Origin of the sequence: Symbiopectobacterium purcellii (assembly GCF_019797845.1) — a bacterium.
GTDB classification, from domain to species: domain Bacteria; phylum Pseudomonadota; class Gammaproteobacteria; order Enterobacterales; family Enterobacteriaceae; genus Symbiopectobacterium; species Symbiopectobacterium purcellii.
In genome coordinates this window covers 2,981,762-2,999,508 of record NZ_CP081864.1, presented here as the reverse complement: position 1 = coordinate 2,999,508, position 17,747 = coordinate 2,981,762, and the positions used below count along the sequence as shown (strand labels likewise).

Here is a 17,747-nt window from a genome sequence, read left to right as displayed (position 1 = left end):
CAGAAAGGTTATCAATGAGCTGGATTGAACGAATTCTTAACAAGAGCAACATTACACCGACCCGCAAGGCCAATATTCCTGAAGGGGTATGGACCAAATGTGACAGTTGTGGTCAGGTGCTTTACCGCGCCGAATTGGAGCTTAATCTTGAGGTGTGTCCGAAATGTGACCACCACATGCGACTTTCCGCCCGTGCGCGCTTGAATGCGTTTCTGGATAAGGACAGCGTGGTTGAGTTGGGTAGTGAGCTGGAGCCCAAGGATGCGCTGAAGTTCAAAGACTCTAAGAAATACAAAGATCGTCTGGTTGCAGCACAGAAACAGTCTGACGAAAAAGACGCGTTGGTGGTGATGAAAGGCACGCTGTACGGCATGCCGGTGGTCGCCGCTTCTTTTGAATTTGCCTTTATGGGCGGTTCCATGGCCTCCGTCGTCGGTGCGCGTTTTGTGCGTGCGGTTGAGCAGGCGTTGGAAGATGGCTGTCCGCTGGTGTGTTTCTCCGCCAGTGGCGGTGCACGTATGCAGGAAGCGCTGATGTCGCTGATGCAAATGGCGAAAACCAGCGCGGCGTTGGCAAAAATGCGCGAGCGCGGTCTGCCTTACATCTCGGTATTGACCGATCCGACCATGGGCGGCGTGTCAGCCAGTCTGGCAATGCTCGGCGATTTGAATATTGCTGAACCCAAAGCGCTGATCGGTTTTGCCGGCCCGCGTGTTATCGAGCAGACGGTACGTGAAAAATTGCCACCGGGTTTCCAACGCAGTGAATTCCTGCTGGAGAAAGGGGCGATTGACATGATCGTGCGCCGCCCGGAAATGCGCTTCAAGTTAGCCAGCATGCTGTCTCGGTTGACCAACCACCCTGAGCCGGTGGACACCGCTGAGGTTCGTCCGCCGGAAGTGACCACTGAACCGCAGGATGATGCGCAATAAGTGACACATGAACAGGGTGCGACAGAATTGTGCTTAGGCCGTTCTGTGCGCCCTGTATCAATGAACCGTAAGCCAGTGAACGGGACTCATGGAAAATCTTATCATTCCCCAAGCCACGTCGCCTTTGGCCGCGTGGCTTCATTATCTGGAGCACCTGCACGCCACTGCCATTGATATGGGATTGACGCGTGTCCAACAGGTTGCCGACCGCCTTCACCTGCTGCGTCCGGCCCCAGCGGTCTTTACTGTCGCGGGCACCAACGGAAAAGGCACCACCTGTTGTACGCTGGAAGCCATTCTGATGGCGGCGGGTTTACGTGTCGGCGTTTACAGTTCTCCCCACCTGCTGCGTTATACCGAACGGGTGCGTATTCAAGGCCAGGAATTGCCGGAAGCCGCGCACACTCAAGCATTTGCCGAGATCGAAGCTGGGCGTGGCGATGTCTCGTTGACCTATTTCGAATTTGGCACCCTTGCGGCATTGCACCTGTTCAGGCAGGCGAATCTGGATGTGGTGATTCTGGAAGTCGGGTTGGGCGGACGTCTGGATGCCACCAATATTGTGGATGCCGACGTGGCGGTGGTAACCAGTATTGCGCTCGATCATACTGATTGGTTAGGGCATGACCGCGAAAGCATTGGTCGCGAAAAGGCCGGTATCTTCCGCGGCAATACTCCCGCCGTGGTGGGTGAGCCGGATATGCCGGCTTCTATCGCTGCCGTGGCTGAAGAGAAAGGGGCCGTGTTGTTCAAACGCGGTCGCGATTGGCACTTTGCGCTGGAAGGCGACGGCTGGTATTGGCAATCGACCGGCGGTGAGCGCATGACGCTGCCGCTGCCGAACGTGCCATTACCCAACGCGGCGACTGCGTTGGCTGCGTTGCGTCAGGGGCCGATTCATGTCCCTTTGGCTGCGATTGAACAGGGGTTGCGCCGCGCGGCGTTGCCGGGCCGGTTCCAAACGGTGAGCGAACAGCCAACGCTGATTCTGGATGTCGCGCACAATCCCCATGCGGCAGCCTATCTGGCCGGACGATTGGCACAGTTGCCAAAAACCGGCAAAGTGCGGGCGGTGATTGGTATGCTGGCCGATAAAGATATTCCCGGTACGCTGGCACACCTCAAACCCGTAGTGGATGAATGGTATTGCGCCCCGCTGGAAGGACCTCGCGGTGCCAGTGCTGAATTGATAGCGGCACATCTGGACAGCAGTCGGTCGTTTGGCGATGTTGCGGCTGCCTGGCATCAGGCGATGCAAGACGCAGATATGCAGGATATGGTTGTCGTGTGCGGATCTTTTCATACGGTAGCGCATGTGATGGAAGCGCAGGAGGAGAGGGGGTCGAATGGCAAGTAAGTTTCAAAACCGTCTGGTCGGCACCATTATTCTGGTGGCGTTGGGCGTTATTGTGCTGCCAGCGCTGCTGGATGGCAAAAAGAAACATTACGAAGATGAGTTTGCCGCGATTCCTCTGGTGCCAAAACCGGGCGACAGCACGGAGGCCGAATCGCTCCCTTCACTGAACCAGTCGTTGCCCAGCCAGCCGCCGGAAGGGGCACAGCAGGCGATGCAAGGACAGCCGGCTCAGGGCGGTGTGACGGCGCCTGAGGATGACGGTGCCATGCAGGCACCACCGAGCAGTACGCCACCGCCTTCTGCCGCACCGATAGAAATTGCCCCGCCCGCCGTGGCGGCGCGGCCGGTAACGCCTAAAGCTGACGTGAAGCCGGAAACCAAACCCAAGACGAAGCCGGAAATCAAACCGGAAGTGAAGCCTGAGCCGAAACCGGAAAGCAAGCCGGCAACGCCTGCGCCGCAACCCGCAGCGCAACCGGAAGTGAAACCGGAAGCGGCGCCCGCAGGACAAGCCTACGTCGTGCAACTGGGCGCGCTGAAAAATGCGGACAAGGTGAATGAAATTGTGGCCAAGCTGCGCCTGTCGGGATATCGCGCTTATACGGTGCCATCGACACCCGTTGCCGGGGAGATCACTCGCATTTACGTCGGGCCGGATGCGTCAAAACAGAAATTACAGTCCGCCCTTGGCGAACTGCAACAGCTGAGTGGACTGAGCGGGCAAGTCAGGAACTACAGCGCACGTTAAGGGGTACCAGAGGGCTATGTTCACCGAGGTTGTTGGCAAAACCCACTAAATCGGTCATCCCCGCCTACCGCGTCATTACCGTGTAGGCGGGAATCTCTGGCAGAAAAAATGCGTTCATTCTTGCAGGGATCCCCGGCTTTTGCCGAGGATGACGAGGAAGAAAAGTGACTTTGCCAGTGCGCTGCCAGCAAATTCGCCTATCGGTGAAATCGTTGGGAAATAGGCTACGCAAACGTTTTCTTTTTCTGTTAGAATGCGCCGCGAACAGGATGATGAGCGGCGCTATGCTCTCTTGAATCGGCGGTAATTGTTGTTGGTGCGAGAGAGGTTGTGTTGGCATCGTTCGTGAGTGAGAGAATTCATGGTTTGGGTTGATTACGTCATCATTGGCATTATTGGTTTCTCTGCGCTGGTCAGTTTGATCCGGGGCTTTGTTCGTGAGGCGCTTTCGCTGATCACCTGGGGCAGTGCATTCTTTGTCGCCAGCCATTATTACCCATACCTGTCGGTCTATTTCACGCGTTTTGAAGACGAGCTGGTGCGCAACGGGGTTGCCATCGCCATTCTGTTTATTGCGACATTGATTGTGGGAGCGATCGTCAACTATGTGATAGGTTCACTGGTTGAACGAACCGGGCTTTCAGGCACCGACAGGGTACTGGGCATTTGCTTTGGTGCGCTGCGCGGTGTGTTGATTGTCTCCGCACTGCTGTTCTTTTTGGATACCTTTACCGGTTTTTCACAAAGCGACGACTGGAAACGGTCTCAGCTCATCCCGCAGTTTAGCTATATCATCAGGTGGTTTTTCGACTACCTGCAGAGCACGTCAAGTTTCTTGCCGCAGCACATAGAGCTGCGGTAGCGCTGATGAGGAAAAGACAACATGTGCGGTATTGTCGGTATCGCCGGTTTTACACCGGTAAACCAGTCGATTTATGACGCGTTAACGGTGTTACAGCACCGTGGACAAGATGCCGCAGGCATCGTCACCATCGATCCCATGAACTGCTTCCGCCTGCGTAAGGCGAACGGCCTGGTGAAGGACGTATTTGAGGCGCGTCATATGCAGCGTCTGCAAGGCAATATGGGCGTGGGACATGTGCGTTATCCTACCGCGGGCAGCTCCAGCGCATCGGAGGCCCAGCCGTTTTATGTCAATTCCCCGTTTGGCATCACGCTGGCGCACAACGGTAACCTGACCAACGCTCATGAATTGCGCAAACAGTTGTTTGAGCAAGGGCGTCGCCACGTTAACACCACTTCTGATTCAGAGATCCTGCTTAATATCTTTGCCTGCGAGTTGGATCGTTTTCAGCACTATCCGCTGGATGCCGACAACGTGTTTGCTGCCGTTGCCGCGACCCACAAAATGATTCGTGGTGCTTATGCCTGCGTCGGGATGATCATCGGACACGGTTTGTTCGCTTTCCGCGATCCAAACGGTATCCGTCCGCTGGTGATCGGCAAGCGCGAACTGACCGATGGCCGCATCGAGTATATGGTGGCCTCGGAGAGCGTGGCGCTCGATACCCTTGGCTTTGAGTTCTTGCGTGACGTAGCGCCGGGAGAGGCGGTTTACATCACTGAGAAAGGGCAACTGTTTACGCGCCAGTGCGCCGAAAACCCGAAAAGCAACCCGTGTCTGTTTGAGTATGTCTATTTTGCTCGCCCGGACTCTTTTATCGACAAAATTTCGGTCTACAGCGCCCGCGTGCGCATGGGCCAAAAGCTGGGCGAGAAGATTGCCCGCGTGTGGGAAGATCTGGATATCGATGTAGTGATCCCGATTCCAGAAACCTCCTGCGATATCGCCTTGGAGATTGCGCGCATTATCGATAAACCGTACCGCCAGGGGTTTGTGAAAAACCGCTATGTTGGTCGTACCTTTATCATGCCGGGTCAGGAACAGCGTAAAAACTCGGTGCGTCGCAAATTGAACGCCAACCGCGCTGAGTTCCGCGATAAAAACGTGCTGCTGGTGGATGACTCCATCGTGCGCGGTACCACCTCGGAGCAAATTGTCGAGATGGCGCGTGAAGCCGGTGCACGCCGCGTTTATCTGGCCTCTGCCGCGCCGGAAATTCGTTTCCCTAACGTGTACGGCATTGATATGCCGAGCGCCAATGAGCTGATTGCCCATGGTCGCGAAGTGGAAGAGATTCGCCAGATTATTGGTGCCGACGCCCTGATTTTCCAGGATTTGGACGATTTGATCGCCGCCGCGCGTGAAGAAAACCCGGATATCGTGCAGTTTGAATGCTCAGTATTTAACGGTATCTACGTGACAAAAGATGTCGATCAGGGTTACCTCGACTATCTGGAAGGGTTGCGTAATGACGATGCCAAGGCGTTACGTGGTCAGAACGAAGTCGAAGATCTGGAACTGCATAACGAAGGTTAATGTCATCCACGCTGCCAATTGGCAATGAAAGTGAGAAGGGAGGTGCGTAAGCGCCTCCCTTTGTTGCTTATTGAGCGGGGATAAGGCAAAGTCTGCCCGTTATCCTTTTTGTACAGCGGCATTTCGAGGTTTGGCATGAAACGACTCATTATTGGACTTTCCGGTGCCAGCGGCGCAATTTATGGCGTGCGCCTGTTGCAGGTGTTACAGCCGTTGGCCGACGTGGAAACCCATTTGATCATGAGTCCGGCCGCCCGACAAACGCTGATGCTCGAAACTGATTTTACTGTGCGCGATGTGCAGGCATTGGCGGATGTGGTGCATGACAGCCGTGACATCGCCGCGTCGCTGTCGTCCGGTTCGTTTCGCACCGCAGGAATGGTGATTCTCCCGTGTTCCATCAAAACCCTCTCGGGAGTGGTGCACAGCTACAGCGATAACTTATTGATTCGCGCCGCAGATGTGATACTGAAAGAGCGTCGCCCATTGGTGTTGTGCGTGCGTGAAACCCCGTTGCACCTCGGGCATCTGCGTCTGATGACGGCTGCCGCAGAAATGGGCGCGGTGATCATGCCGCCCGTTCCCGCGTTTTATCACCGTCCGCAAACGCTGCAAGAGGTGGTGGATCAAACCGTCAACCGTGTGCTCGATCAGTTTGATATTGACCTGCCTGAAGCGCTGTTCACACGCTGGCAGGGCAGTTAACCGCGCCTAATCGTAAAAACACACCAATCAGGTGCAATTCCGCTCACCTTTTCTCTCGCTTTCTTGCCTGTCTGCGCAAGGTTTGCACTACGCTTAAGCGATGATGCGATGTTATGGTGCAAATGTTGATTGGTTTGCACCAAAATGTTGCCGGGAAAGCGCGCCGTCTCTTTCCCGATCAACGCAGGCATCATTACCCTCATCAGGGTGGCCCTATCACTACGCGCCTGCGGCAGATTTCGGATTTATCCGTATTCAGCTGCGATTATGGCGCGGATTTTGCAGGGTTTCTGCTGATGAGACTGGCGGCGCTGGCATCCCTTTCGCGCAAGAGCGCGCAGGCGTCTGACCGCCCCTTTACGCTTAGTGATATTCATTCCTTTTGATCATCATTCCATCAAGATAAGGGTTGCGAAATGAAAAAATTATTCAGAATTCTGCCGTTGGCCTTAGTTATTGCTGCGGGAAGCGCGCTGGCCGATGTTCCCAAGAATCTTAAAATCGGCACCGACCCGACGTATGCACCCTTTGAGTCCAAGAATGCCAGCGGTGAGCTGGTGGGTTTTGATATCGATTTGGCTAAAGAGCTGTGCAAACGCATCAAAACCGAATGCACTTTTGTGGAAAGCGATTTCGATGCGCTGATCCCTTCACTGAAAGCGAAAAAAATTGACGCCATCATCTCCTCGCTCTCCATCACCGAGAAGCGCCAGCAGGAGATTGCTTTCACAGAAAAACTCTACGCGGCCAACGCGCGCCTGATTGAGAAGAAAGGGGCCAACATTCAACCGACGCTGGAATCGCTGCGCGGTAAAAGTGTCGGCGTGTTGCAGGCATCTACCCAGGAAGCCTTTGCTAACGCTAACTGGCAGCCGAAAGGGATTGATGTGGTGGCTTACCAGAACCAGGATTTGATCTACGCCGATTTGACCGCAGGCCGTATCGATGCCGCGTTCCAGGATGAAGTGGCGGGCAGTGAAGGCTTCCTGAAATTACCGGCTGGCAAAGATTACGTCTTTGCAGGTCCGGCGGTGAAGGATGACAAATTCTTTGGCGTAGGCACCGGTATGGGGCTGCGCAAAGAAGATAAAGCACTGAAAGCTGCGTTGGATAAAGCGTTTGAAGAGATGCGCAAAGATGGTACTTACGACACTTTCGCGAAGAAATACTTCGATTTTGACGTATACGGCGGCTAATGGCGTGTTGCTGGGATCTGCCTGCGTCATGCAGGCAGAGTGTGCCTTTTTAGACGGAAACACGCGATGCTCTACGGCTATACCGACCTGATTCTTGACGGAGCGCGCATGACGCTGCAATTAGCGGTGTGCTCGTTGCTGTTGGCGTTGGTCATTGGGCTGATTGGCGCAGGCGCCAAGCTCTCTGCCAATCGCCTGCTGTCCGGTTTTTTCTCCGCGTACACCACCCTGATCCGCGGCGTGCCGGACTTGGTGTTAATGTTATTGATTTTTTATGGCCTGCAAATAGCGCTCAACAGTGTGACGGAAACGATAGGTATCGCACAAATCGATATCGATCCGCTCTCGGCAGGCATCATCACGCTCGGGTTTATCTACGGTGCCTATTTCACTGAAACCTTTCGCGGTGCCTATCTGGCTGTGCCGCCAGGGCAGATTGAAGCGGCCGTGGCTTACGGCTTTACGCCATTGAAGGTATTTCGCCGCATCATGTTTCCTTCCATGATGCGCTTTGCCTTGCCCGGTATCGGCAACAACTGGCAGGTGATGCTCAAAGCAACAGCGCTGGTATCGCTGTTGGGGCTGAATGACATTGTCAAAGTGACCCAGTTGGCGGGCAAGGGGGCGCATGAACCGTTTTATTTCGCCATTGTCGCCGGGGTGATGTATCTGATTTTTACCACGGTCTCCAACGGGGTGCTGTGGTGGCTGGAACGCCATTACTCGCAGGGCGTGAAGAAGGTGAATTATGAGTGAGATCCTGCAACAGTACTGGCAACCTTTGCTATGGAGCGATGGGTATCGTCTCACCGGTCTGGCGATGACGCTATGGCTGCTGATTTCGTCGGTGGTGATGGGGGGCCTGCTGGCAATCCCGCTGGCCATTGCCCGCGTTTCTCCACGGCGGCGTTTCTGTTTTCCGGTGTGGGTCTTTACCTATGTATTTCGCGGCACGCCGCTTTACGTGCAGTTGCTGGTGTTTTACTCCGGTGTTTACAGCCTGGAGATCGTGCGCGGCACCGACATGCTGAATGCGTTTTTCCGCAGCGGGCTGAACTGTGCGGTGCTGGCATTGGCGTTGAACACCTGCGCCTATACCACAGAGATTTTTGCCGGTGCGATCCGTTCGGTGCCGCATGGCGAAATTGAAGCAGCCAGAGCCTACGGTTTTTCCCGGTTTAAACAGTATCGCTGCATTATTTTGCCCGGTGCGTTACGTATTGCACTGCCTGCATACAGCAACGAAGTGATTTTGATGCTTCACTCCACGGCGCTGGCGTTTACCGTAACGGTGCCGGATATCTTGAAAATTGCCCGAGATATTAACGCGTCCACCTATCAGCCGTTTTATGCCTTTGGCATTGCAGCGGTGATCTATCTGGCAATCTCTTTTGTGCTGATCGGCCTGTTTAAACACGCGGAACGGCGCTGGCTGCGGCATATTCATACCCGTTCATCTCATTAACATCAGGAAAAAACAGCATGTCATACCATAAACTGATGGTGACGGAACTGCACAAGCGTTACGGGGAACACGAAGTACTGAAGGGGGTTTCTCTTCAGGCGAAAGCGGGCGATGTTATTTCGATTATCGGGTCGTCAGGGTCAGGGAAAAGTACCCTGCTGCGCTGCATCAACTTTCTGGAAAAACCGTGCGAGGGGGCGATTTTCGTCAACGATGAAGAGATTCGCATGGTGCGTGACACAGACGGGCAACTGAAAGTCTTTGATAAGAAGCAACTGCAACTGCTACGCACGCGGTTGACCATGGTCTTTCAGCATTTCAACCTGTGGAGCTTTATGACCGCACTGGAAAACGTCATGGAAGCGCCAGTGCAAGTGTTGGGATTGAGCAAAGCGGAAGCCCGCGAGCGTGCGGTGCGTTATCTCGATAAAGTGGGGATCACCGGCGAGGCGCAGAACAAATACCCGGCCAATCTCTCCGGTGGGCAGCAGCAGCGTGTCTCCATTGCCCGTGCGCTGGCCATGGAGCCGGAAGTGCTGCTGTTTGACGAACCCACGTCGGCACTGGACCCTGAACTGGTGGGGGAAGTGCTGCGTATCATGCAGCAACTGGCGGAAGAGGGCAAAACCATGGTGGTCGTTACCCATGAAATGGAGTTTGCTCGTCACGTATCAAGCCACGTGATCTTTTTGCATCAGGGGGTGATCGAAGAAGAGGGCCCACCGGATCGCGTATTTGGTAACCCGACCAGCCCCCGTTTGCAGCAATTTCTCTCTGGTGCATTGAAGTAGCGGGTAGCATCATCAACAGGGTGTATCTGGCGATGTCTCGTCGATACGCCCTGTGGCTATTTTTTCCCGGTGACGTCTTTGAGAGCCTCTTCCAGTTCGTAATAGCGAAAGCCAAACCCAGCGGCCTCTAGCCGATGCGGAATGGCGCGCTGTCCCCCCAACACCAGCGTGGCGGCTTCCCCCATCAGCAGTTTGAGCGCGAAGGCGGGTACACGCATAAAACACGGACGATCCAGCACGTGGGCCAGCATGGCGCAGAACTGCTCGTTGCGCACCGGGTAAGGTGCGGTCATGTTAAAGGGCCCGTGCAGAATCGGATTATCTAACAAGTAGAGAATGGCATTGACCATATCGTCGATATGAATCCACGGCATGTACTGTTTGCCCGACCCCAAGGGGCCACCCAGCCCGACGCGGAAGGGGGGCAGCATTTTTGCCAATGCACCGCCGTTCGCCGCCAGTACGATGCCCGTGCGCAGCAGGCAGACGCGCGTGCGATCGCTTTCCGCGCTGAGCGCTAATTCCTCCCAGCGCGCACAGAGTTGGTGGGTAAACTCGGGCGTGGGCGATTCCTCTTCGGTGATCAACTCGGCACCTTGATTGCCGTAATAGCCGACCGCAGAGCCAGAAATGAATACCGAGGGCGGTGACGTGCTGGCGTTAATCAGCGTGGCCAACTGCTCGGTTATTTGCCAGCGGCTCTCGCTCAGTTTCTGCTTTTGCTGTGGCGTCCAACGTTTATCTGCGATCGGTTCTCCTGCCAGATTGATGACGGCGTCGATGTCATCCAGTGAGGTGCGATTTTGCAGCGTTGACCAATACTCCACGCGCTCGCCGAGTACCTGACGGGCATGCGTTGTATCCCGGGTAAGTACCGTGACATGGTGAGATAAAGACAGTAATCGAGCAATCAGGTGACGGCCAATCAGGCCGGTTCCGCCCGTAATCAGTAGTTGCATCGTTGCCTCACTTATTCCCTATCGGTTCTGATGGCGCTTTAAGGGTGTAACGCAGGACGTGTCCGTATTTTTATCATGAATGCTAATGATAATAGGTGATTCTGAGCGCGATACCGTGACTATCTGGTAAAAAAACGCTGCATTTCAGTACACCACGCTGCTCTTGGGATTAGCAAAACCTGCTGCATTATGGGGCGAACTGCTGCAAAACAGCGCAGGATAAATGTCGGTGGTCGTTGACGTACCTGCACAATGTCAAGTTGTGTAAGGTTTTTTCGTCGTTGGTATGCGCTTTGCACGGTGACTCCCATAGGGTCTTTCTACGGGATAAACAACATGCAAACCAACAGTGCACAACCAGGATTAAAGAGGATGCTCGGCAGCTTCCATTTATGGGGCATTGCTGTCGGGTTGGTCATTTCCGGTGAGTATTTTGGCTGGAGTTATGGCTGGGCGCAGTCGGGTACGCTGGGGTTTTTGATCACCTCATTGGCGATAGCGGCCATGTATTGCGCCTTTATCTTCAGTTTCACGGAGTTGACCACTTCTATCCCCCACGCTGGTGGGCCTTTTGCCTATGCCTACCGCGCTTTTGGCCCAACCGGGGGCTTTATTGCCGGATTTGCTACGCTGATTGAATTTGTGTTTGCGCCTCCGGCCATTTCCATGGCGATTGGTGCTTATCTCAACGTGCAGTTCCCGTCTCTGGACCCCAAATGGGTGGCGGTCAGCGCCTATCTGGTTTTTATGGGGTTGAATATTCTGGGAGTGGGTATTGCGGCTACTTTTGAACTGTTAGTCACTTTACTGGCGATTTTCGAACTGCTGGTGTTTATGGGCGTGGTAGCGCCCGGATTCGAATGGGCAAACTTTGCCCGTGGTGGCTGGGCTGGGATGGACAGTTTCAGTCCGGTAGCGTTATCCGGCATTTTTGCCGCTATTCCTTTTGCCATCTGGTTCTTTCTCGCCATTGAAGGGGCTGCGATGGCCGCCGAAGAAGCCAAAGATCCCAAACGCACAATTCCTCGTGCCTTTATCGGTGGCATCCTGACCTTAAGCCTGCTGGCTATGGGGGTGATGTTGTTTGCCGGTGGCGTGGGTGACTGGACACAGCTTTCCAATATTAATGACCCGTTGCCTCAGGCAATGAAAATGATTGTCGGCAGTAACAGTGGTTGGTTGCATATGCTGGTGTGGCTCGGATTGTTTGGGCTGGTGGCCTCATTTCATGGCATCATCATGGGCTATTCGCGTCAGATCTTTGCCTTGGGACGTGCGGGATATCTCCCTGCTTCTCTGGCGCGTGTCCATCCGCGTTTCCGCACGCCGCATCGCGCGATTTTAGCGGGCGGTGTCGTCGGGATTGCCGCCATCTTCTCCGACTCGTTCGTCACCATCGGTGGACTGCCTCTGACGGCAAATATTGTCACCATGTCGGTTTTCGGCGCGATAGTTATGTACATTACCTCGATGGCTGCCTTGTTTAAACTGCGTCGCAGTGAACCGGCGCTCAGCCGTCCGTTTCGTGCGCCCTGGTTTCCGTTTGCGCCGGCATTTGCGCTGGTGATGGCGGTGATTTGCCTGGTTGCCATGGTGTATTACAACACGCTACTGGCGTTGATTTTTGCTGCCATGATGCTGCTGGGGTATGGCTGGTTTCGGGCAACCCGCAGCGCGCGCGAGTCGGCGGTATTCGATCCCCAATTGACGGCATCCAAATAGCAGGCGAGGAGGGGTATGTATCACACGACACTGGGGCACCAGCGTTACACCTTTGATTCTCTGCGTACGCTACTGGCCAAAGCGTCACCGGCGCGTTCCGGTGACTATTTGGCAGGCGTGGCGGCGCTGAGCGCCGAAGAGCGCATGGCGGCGCGTATGACGCTGGCTGCAGTGCCGCTAAAGACCTTTTTGCAGGACCTATTGATTCCTTACGAACAGGATGAGGTCACGCGACTCATTGTTGATAGTCATGATAAGCAGGCATTTGAACCCATTTCACATTTGACCGTGGGGGATTTTCGCAATTGGCTATTGAGTGACACCACCAGCAGCGAACTGCTGGCGCGTGTTGCGCCAGGCATCATGCCAGAAATGGCGGCGGCGGTAAGTAAGCTGATGCGTAATCAGGACTTGATCCTGACGGCAAAGAAATGCCGTGTCGTTACGCGCTTTCGCAATACGATTGGCTTGCCAGGGCATCTCAGCGTGCGCTTGCAGCCTAACCATCCTACCGATGATTTAAAAGGCATTGCCGCCAGCATGCTGGATGGCTTGCTGTATGGCAGTGGTGATGCCGTGATCGGCATTAATCCGGCCAGTGACAGCTTGCCACTGCTGGAACAGCTCAATTACATGCTGGATGATGTCATTCACCGCTTTGAGATCCCCACCCAGTCCTGTGTGCTGACGCATGTTACTAACACGCTGAAATTGATAGAACGGGGAGCACCGGTGGATTTGGTGTTTCAGTCGATCGCCGGTACTGAAGCCACCAATGCCAGTTTTGGCTTTAATTTGGCGACGCTGGAAGAGGCGCATCAGGCTGCGTTGAGCTTGCAGCGTGGCACCCTGGGTAACGACGTGATGTATTTTGAAACCGGGCAGGGCAGTTGCCTTTCAGCCAATGCCCATCACGGTGTCGATCAGCAAACCTGCGAGGCGCGCGCCTATGCGGTCGCGCGGCGGTTTTCTCCGCTGCTGGTGAACACGGTCGTGGGCTTTATCGGGCCTGAATACCTGTATGACGGGAAGCAAATTATCCGCGCCGGATTGGAAGATCACTTTTGCGGCAAACTGCTTGGCGTGCCCTTGGGCTGCGACGTGTGCTACACCAACCACGCCGAAGCGGATCAGGACGATATGGATACGTTGCTGACGCTGTTGGCCACCGCCGGATTGACCTATCTGATGGGCATTCCGGGTGCGGATGACATCATGCTCAATTATCAGAGTACCTCGTTTCATGATGCGCTGTATGTGCGCGAGCTGCTGGGATTGAAGCATGCGCCGGAGTTTGGTGAGTGGCTGGCACGCATGAAGATTCTCGATACCCAGGGGCGGCTGTGTGATACCAGCCGTCAGCATCCGTTGCTGCAACATCAACCTTATCTGGAAGGGCGCGTATGAAGGAGATCGTTCACGCCAATCCGTGGGAAATGTTGCGCGAATACACCGCCGCGCGCATTGCCTTGGGGCGCACCGGTGCAAGCCTGCCGACCGAAGAACTGCTGAAATTCGGCCTGGCACACGCGCAGGCGCGGGATGCGGTACATCAGGCCTTTGACAGTGAACCCCTTGCAGAGGCCTTAGCCGCGCAAGGGCTAAAAACCTTTACCGTGCACAGCGCCGCAACGTCGCGCGAGCAGTATCTTTGTCGGCCTGATTTGGGTCGGCGCTTATCGGATGCCAGCCGTGATGCACTGATGGCACTGCATCAACCGCCCGCCGATTTGCTGATTGTGGTGGCCGATGGTCTCTCGTCCAAGGCGGTACATCGTCAGGCGGTGCCGCTCATTACCCAGGCGCGGCCTTATCTGGAGCAACTTGGTTTATCGCTGGCACCGGTGGTGCTGGCGCATCAGTCGCGTGTGGCGCTGGGCGATGACATTGGCGAGTGTCTGCGAGCGAAAGCCGTGGCGATTCTGATCGGCGAGCGCCCCGGTTTGTCATCGCCGGATAGCCTGAGTATTTATTTAACCTGGGGGCCGCACACGCGCCGTTTGGAATCGGAGCGTAACTGCATTTCCAATATTCGCCCGGAAGGGCTGGATTATCCGCAGGCGGCGTTTAAATGGGCCTGGCTGCTGGAGCAAGCGTTTCAACGCCGGCTGTCGGGGGTTGCGCTGAAAGATGAGAGCGACAACCCGGCGATGCACGGCAAGATTCACCCACCTGCCGTAGGGCATTTGACAACACCATGATGGTGACTCGCTTTCCCCTGCGCGCTGCATCGTGCTGGAGGGGCGAGATTGTTCACTTGACTTTTATCCGCGTGTCACTGACACGGATTCTGCTACTCAGGATCGTACTGAACAGGGAGTATTCAGTACGTTTTTTTTATGCTGCGCTTAGCGTTGGTTTAGCGAGGACCTTTATCATATAGCCCTCCGATCATGGATGTGTGTAATCGTGCGACACCCACCTGCCAAATGAAAAAAGGACAAGAGTTGAGTACGGTAATTTTGTTACACTTTGCCGTATTGCGACGTAGTTTTTTCGGGGATCACGATGAAGTTGATGTTTGCCTCAGATATTCACGGCTCGCTAACGGCGACGGAGCGGGTGCTCGATATTTTTACCCGTAGTGGTGCCGAGTGGCTGATTCTTTTGGGAGATTTCCTCAATCACGGCCCACGTAATCCGCTGCCGGAGGCTTATCAGCCTGCCGAGGTGGCAAGCCGATTAAATGCGTTTTCCCGTCACATTGTGGCGGTGCGCGGTAACTGTGACAGCGAAGTGGATCAGATGCTGCTCGACTTTCCGATCACGGCACCGTGGCAGCAGGTGCTGTTGCCGCAACAGCGTCTTTTCCTGACACACGGTCATCTCTATCATCCTCAGCATCTTCCGCCGTTGCAGGCAGACGATGTGCTGGTGTATGGGCATACCCACCTTCCTGTGGCTGAACGTCAGGGAGAGATCTACTGCTTTAATCCTGGCTCCATCAGCTTGCCTAAGGGGGGCAATGTGCCCAGCTATGGCATGCTGGCGCAAGGGACACTTCAAGTTTTACCGTTAATGGGTGGCGAGCCTATTGCACAGGTGACTATTAGTCACTAAGTTATCAACGATCTTGCACGACTAACGCTTAGTACGTTTAAAACAGACGCGCGTTGCAACGCGCCAATACTGAAGGGTTCAGAGGATGGTGGAGCAAAGTCAAGCGGCAGGGACCGAGTGGGTGGATATTGTTGACGAGAACAATGATGTTATCGCCCAGGCCAGCCGCCAGCAAATGCGCGCTCAACGTTTACGTCACCGCGCCACCTATATCGTTGTTCATGACGGCATGGGAAAAATACTGGTTCAACGCCGTACCGAAATAAAAGATTTCTACCCCGGTTGGTTGGATGCGACAGCCGGGGGCGTAGTGCAAACCGGCGAGCACATGCTGGAGTCGGCCCGTCGTGAAGCGGAGGAGGAACTGGGTATTGCCGGTGTGCCTTTCGCCGATCATGGCTTGTTCTATTTTGACGGGGACAATTGCCGCGTGTGGGGGGCGTTATTCAGCTGCGTTACCCATGGTCCGTTTGCCTTGCAGGAAGAGGAAGTGGCTGAGGTGTGCTGGATGACGCCGCAGGAGGTTACGGCGCGCTGCGATGAGTTCACGCCGGATTCTCTCAAAGCCTTGTCGCTGTGGATGAGCCGTTACAACGAGCAGAGCTACGGCAAACCCATTACGCGTGAGCCAGCAAAAACCGATGACGAGGTTGCCGCATCGGACGACGCTGAAGAGTAACCGGGTTACACAGTGCTGCGGGCTATCTGGTGGCCCGCAGCGCAACCATCATACGGTAGCGACAGCCTGTTGCGAGCCGGGACACACCAGTTGACGGCTCTTGATGTGGTACATTTCCAGATCCTCACGCAGGAAGAATGCCATCTCCCACGGATTTTTATGAATGAACGCCTCGCGTACCTGTTCGAATAGCGGGTTGTGTGGCGGGATCAGATGGGCATCACCCTCAATCAAGGTGTAGTTCCACTCAATAGCGCGTTCAAAGGTGTAGTGTGAGCGCTCATCCATCGCAAAAAAGCAGTGCGGATTACGCTTGAGCTGCCGGGATTTGAACGTCTCAGGGAAGGTGATAAGAAACACATCATTGTCCACCGAAGAGAGAAACGCCAGAACGGTGGTGTGGGGCTGTTCTTGCGCCATGGTGACCAGCATTGGTGAAATCATGGTGTTCTGTCTCTGGCAGCGCATTCAGGGGCGTAAACGGCACCGCGCGTTCTTCCCGCGTATCCTGAGGATAGTGATAGTCCGGTGCGCGGATATCCAGTACGCAGCTAAGCCCATACATCACCTGGCACTCACGCTGTTCCAGCAGCACCCAATCTTCATCCACCTCCACCACGCGCCCTTTGTAAGAGGCGCGATAAACGGAAATGTTGGCATCAAACTGATCCACGCCGGTGCGGTTATCAAGATGCAGCGTGGCGACATCACCGACGGCCAGCGCGTGGCCCTTGGGGAAGAAAACCCGCAGTGCATTGTTGGTGCGCGGGTAGACGCCGCAAATGTGCATCACCACCTTTCCCTGTTGGTAGCAGGCTAAAACCCCCAGCGTCTGCTTGCCGAGATAGTGAACCAGATTCATGCTGTGCGTTCCTTACGAAGTGAATAGCGAAGCGCTAATGTGTTGTTTTTCTGTTTGTTTCGAGATTATTTGTCTGCGTGTACGCTGTCAATAGACGTTGCCATGAAAAACACACAGGCCAATAATCATCGGGTTACACTGAATATATCGGTCAAATAAAAGGAAATATTATGTTGGTTATCTGGGGAAGGGAAACCTCATCCAATGTACAGGCGTTAATGTGGTGCGTCGGGGAGCTTGACCTGCACGTTGTCAGACATGATGTAGGACACCGCTATGGAGGAACCGATACCGCGGAATTTTACGCACTCAACCCTAATCGTACTGTTCCCGTGCTTCAAGATGGGGATAACCCAGCGCTATGGGAGACGGGGGCTATCCTGAGATATTTAGCGAACCGCTACGCAACGGGCGATTTCTGGCCCGAAGCGTTATTAGCAAGAATGGAGGTGGATCGCTGGGCTGAATGGGCAAAATTGAACATTGCGCTTGGCTTTACTGCGCCAGTGTTTTGGCGTGTGGTGCGTACACCCAAGGCTGAGCGTGACCTTCCGGCGATCGATACTGCTGTTACTGCTTTTGAGCAAAAGCTCGACATCGCCGAACAACAGCTTGCCAGACCCCCTTTTTTAGCCGGGGATGCGTTTTCACTGGCTGATATTCAGTTTGGTCATGTGCTGTACCGTTACTACGAGATTGAGATCAATCGTAAGCCTTTACCGCATCTACGCGCTTACTATGCAAGATTAATGCAGAGAGCATGTGATGGTATCCTATGACGAACTGCGCGCGTGAGCGGGATTGATGTAAAAAAAATCCCCCCGCAACCTGCGTTGCGAGGGGATGGGTGCTGAAGTGGCGGTTTGCCAC

At 54.7% G+C, this 17,747-nt stretch carries 16 protein-coding genes and 2 pseudogenes; 16 read left to right on the top strand and 2 right to left on the bottom strand.

Annotated features, from left to right (window positions below):
- Window positions 1–14: 14 nt before the first annotated feature.
- The 10 genes from accD to hisP all read left to right on the top strand — a co-directional run bounded on the left by accD (window position 15) and on the right by hisP (window position 9,595).
- The gene (gene accD / locus K6K13_RS14145) at window positions 15–932 is read left to right on the top strand and encodes an acetyl-CoA carboxylase, carboxyltransferase subunit beta (RefSeq protein ID WP_222157583.1); all 918 of its coding nucleotides are present in this window, start codon (window positions 15–17) and stop codon (window positions 930–932) included.
- Window positions 933–1,020: 88 nt separating this feature from the next.
- On the top strand, window positions 1,021–2,289 hold the full coding sequence (gene folC, locus K6K13_RS14140) for a bifunctional tetrahydrofolate synthase/dihydrofolate synthase (protein ID WP_222157582.1): 1,269 nt from the start codon (window positions 1,021–1,023) through the stop codon (window positions 2,287–2,289).
- Window positions 2,279–3,037 (top strand): cell division protein DedD, encoded by a 759-nt coding sequence (gene dedD, locus K6K13_RS14135; RefSeq protein ID WP_222157581.1) that lies wholly within the window; start codon window positions 2,279–2,281, stop codon window positions 3,035–3,037. Before folC ends, dedD begins: the two co-directional genes overlap by 11 nt.
- Before the next feature lie 361 nt (window positions 3,038–3,398).
- Window positions 3,399–3,899 (top strand): colicin V production protein, encoded by a 501-nt coding sequence (gene cvpA, locus K6K13_RS14130; RefSeq protein WP_222157580.1) that lies wholly within the window; start codon window positions 3,399–3,401, stop codon window positions 3,897–3,899.
- Between the two features lie 21 nt (window positions 3,900–3,920).
- Window positions 3,921–5,438, top strand: coding sequence for an amidophosphoribosyltransferase (purF, locus tag K6K13_RS14125; protein ID WP_222157579.1), 1,518 nt, complete (start codon window positions 3,921–3,923; stop codon window positions 5,436–5,438).
- A 135-nt stretch (window positions 5,439–5,573) separates the two neighbouring features.
- Entirely contained in the window at window positions 5,574–6,143 is a 570-nt protein-coding gene (locus tag K6K13_RS14120; protein ID WP_222157578.1) for a UbiX family flavin prenyltransferase, read from the top strand.
- Between the two features lie 416 nt (window positions 6,144–6,559).
- Window positions 6,560–7,339, top strand: coding sequence for a lysine/arginine/ornithine ABC transporter substrate-binding protein (locus K6K13_RS14115; protein WP_222157577.1), 780 nt, complete (start codon window positions 6,560–6,562; stop codon window positions 7,337–7,339).
- Between the two features lie 66 nt (window positions 7,340–7,405).
- Window positions 7,406–8,095 carry a histidine ABC transporter permease HisQ gene (locus tag K6K13_RS14110; RefSeq protein ID WP_222157576.1) on the top strand — a complete coding sequence of 230 codons (690 nt, stop codon included), beginning with the start codon at window positions 7,406–7,408 and terminating at the stop codon, window positions 8,093–8,095.
- Window positions 8,088–8,804: an ABC transporter permease gene (locus tag K6K13_RS14105; RefSeq protein WP_222157575.1), complete on the top strand. Its 717-nt coding sequence runs from the start codon at window positions 8,088–8,090 to the stop codon at window positions 8,802–8,804. Before K6K13_RS14110 ends, K6K13_RS14105 begins: the two co-directional genes overlap by 8 nt.
- A 17-nt stretch (window positions 8,805–8,821) precedes the next feature.
- Window positions 8,822–9,595, top strand: coding sequence for a histidine ABC transporter ATP-binding protein HisP (gene hisP, locus K6K13_RS14100; protein ID WP_222157574.1), 774 nt, complete (start codon window positions 8,822–8,824; stop codon window positions 9,593–9,595).
- Window positions 9,596–9,651: 56 nt separating this feature from the next.
- On the opposite strand, the gene K6K13_RS14095 is transcribed toward hisP, so the two are convergent.
- A complete protein-coding gene (locus tag K6K13_RS14095) occupies window positions 9,652–10,554 on the bottom strand; it encodes a TIGR01777 family oxidoreductase (protein WP_222157573.1) in 903 nt (300 codons plus the stop codon).
- A gap of 336 nt (window positions 10,555–10,890) precedes the next feature.
- On the opposite strand from K6K13_RS14095, the gene eat reads away from it, so the two are divergent.
- The 5 genes from eat (at window position 10,891) to yfcD (ending at window position 16,015) form a co-directional block, all read left to right on the top strand.
- On the top strand, window positions 10,891–12,276 hold the full coding sequence (eat, locus tag K6K13_RS14090; RefSeq protein ID WP_222157572.1) for an ethanolamine permease: 1,386 nt from the start codon (window positions 10,891–10,893) through the stop codon (window positions 12,274–12,276).
- 15 nt (window positions 12,277–12,291) lie between these two features.
- Window positions 12,292–13,683 (top strand): ethanolamine ammonia-lyase subunit EutB, encoded by a 1,392-nt coding sequence (locus K6K13_RS14085; RefSeq protein ID WP_222157571.1) that lies wholly within the window; start codon window positions 12,292–12,294, stop codon window positions 13,681–13,683.
- On the top strand, window positions 13,680–14,477 hold the full coding sequence (gene eutC / locus K6K13_RS14080) for an ethanolamine ammonia-lyase subunit EutC (protein WP_222157570.1): 798 nt from the start codon (window positions 13,680–13,682) through the stop codon (window positions 14,475–14,477). The genes K6K13_RS14085 and eutC overlap by 4 nt, the downstream gene beginning before the upstream one ends.
- Window positions 14,478–14,784: 307 nt before the next feature.
- Entirely contained in the window at window positions 14,785–15,336 is a 552-nt protein-coding gene (gene yfcE, locus K6K13_RS14075; RefSeq protein ID WP_222157569.1) for a phosphodiesterase, read from the top strand.
- A gap of 85 nt (window positions 15,337–15,421) precedes the next feature.
- Complete coding sequence (gene yfcD, locus K6K13_RS14070; protein ID WP_222157568.1) at window positions 15,422–16,015, top strand: NUDIX hydrolase YfcD; 594 nt, start codon at window positions 15,422–15,424, stop codon at window positions 16,013–16,015.
- A 48-nt stretch (window positions 16,016–16,063) separates the two neighbouring features.
- Here yfcD and K6K13_RS14065 read toward each other — a convergent pair.
- Window positions 16,064–16,877, bottom strand: a pseudogene (locus K6K13_RS14065) (hypothetical protein).
- 170 nt (window positions 16,878–17,047) lie between these two features.
- Here K6K13_RS14065 and K6K13_RS14060 point away from each other — a divergent pair.
- Window positions 17,048–17,672, top strand: a pseudogene (locus tag K6K13_RS14060) (glutathione S-transferase family protein).
- Window positions 17,673–17,747: the final 75 nt, after the last annotated feature.

Coding starts and splice junctions, on each gene's coding strand:
- accD (WP_222157583.1), top strand. CDS start 15: ATGAGCTGGATTGAACGAATTCTTAACAAGAGCAACATTACACCGACC.
- folC (WP_222157582.1), top strand. CDS start 1,021: ATGGAAAATCTTATCATTCCCCAAGCCACGTCGCCTTTGGCCGCGTGG.
- dedD (WP_222157581.1), top strand. CDS start 2,279: ATGGCAAGTAAGTTTCAAAACCGTCTGGTCGGCACCATTATTCTGGTG.
- cvpA (WP_222157580.1), top strand. CDS start 3,399: ATGGTTTGGGTTGATTACGTCATCATTGGCATTATTGGTTTCTCTGCG.
- purF (WP_222157579.1), top strand. CDS start 3,921: ATGTGCGGTATTGTCGGTATCGCCGGTTTTACACCGGTAAACCAGTCG.
- K6K13_RS14120 (WP_222157578.1), top strand. CDS start 5,574: ATGAAACGACTCATTATTGGACTTTCCGGTGCCAGCGGCGCAATTTAT.
- K6K13_RS14115 (WP_222157577.1), top strand. CDS start 6,560: ATGAAAAAATTATTCAGAATTCTGCCGTTGGCCTTAGTTATTGCTGCG.
- K6K13_RS14110 (WP_222157576.1), top strand. CDS start 7,406: ATGCTCTACGGCTATACCGACCTGATTCTTGACGGAGCGCGCATGACG.
- K6K13_RS14105 (WP_222157575.1), top strand. CDS start 8,088: ATGAGTGAGATCCTGCAACAGTACTGGCAACCTTTGCTATGGAGCGAT.
- hisP (WP_222157574.1), top strand. CDS start 8,822: ATGTCATACCATAAACTGATGGTGACGGAACTGCACAAGCGTTACGGG.
- K6K13_RS14095 (WP_222157573.1), bottom strand. CDS start 10,554: ATGCAACTACTGATTACGGGCGGAACCGGCCTGATTGGCCGTCACCTG.
- eat (WP_222157572.1), top strand. CDS start 10,891: ATGCAAACCAACAGTGCACAACCAGGATTAAAGAGGATGCTCGGCAGC.
- K6K13_RS14085 (WP_222157571.1), top strand. CDS start 12,292: ATGTATCACACGACACTGGGGCACCAGCGTTACACCTTTGATTCTCTG.
- eutC (WP_222157570.1), top strand. CDS start 13,680: ATGAAGGAGATCGTTCACGCCAATCCGTGGGAAATGTTGCGCGAATAC.
- yfcE (WP_222157569.1), top strand. CDS start 14,785: ATGAAGTTGATGTTTGCCTCAGATATTCACGGCTCGCTAACGGCGACG.
- yfcD (WP_222157568.1), top strand. CDS start 15,422: ATGGTGGAGCAAAGTCAAGCGGCAGGGACCGAGTGGGTGGATATTGTT.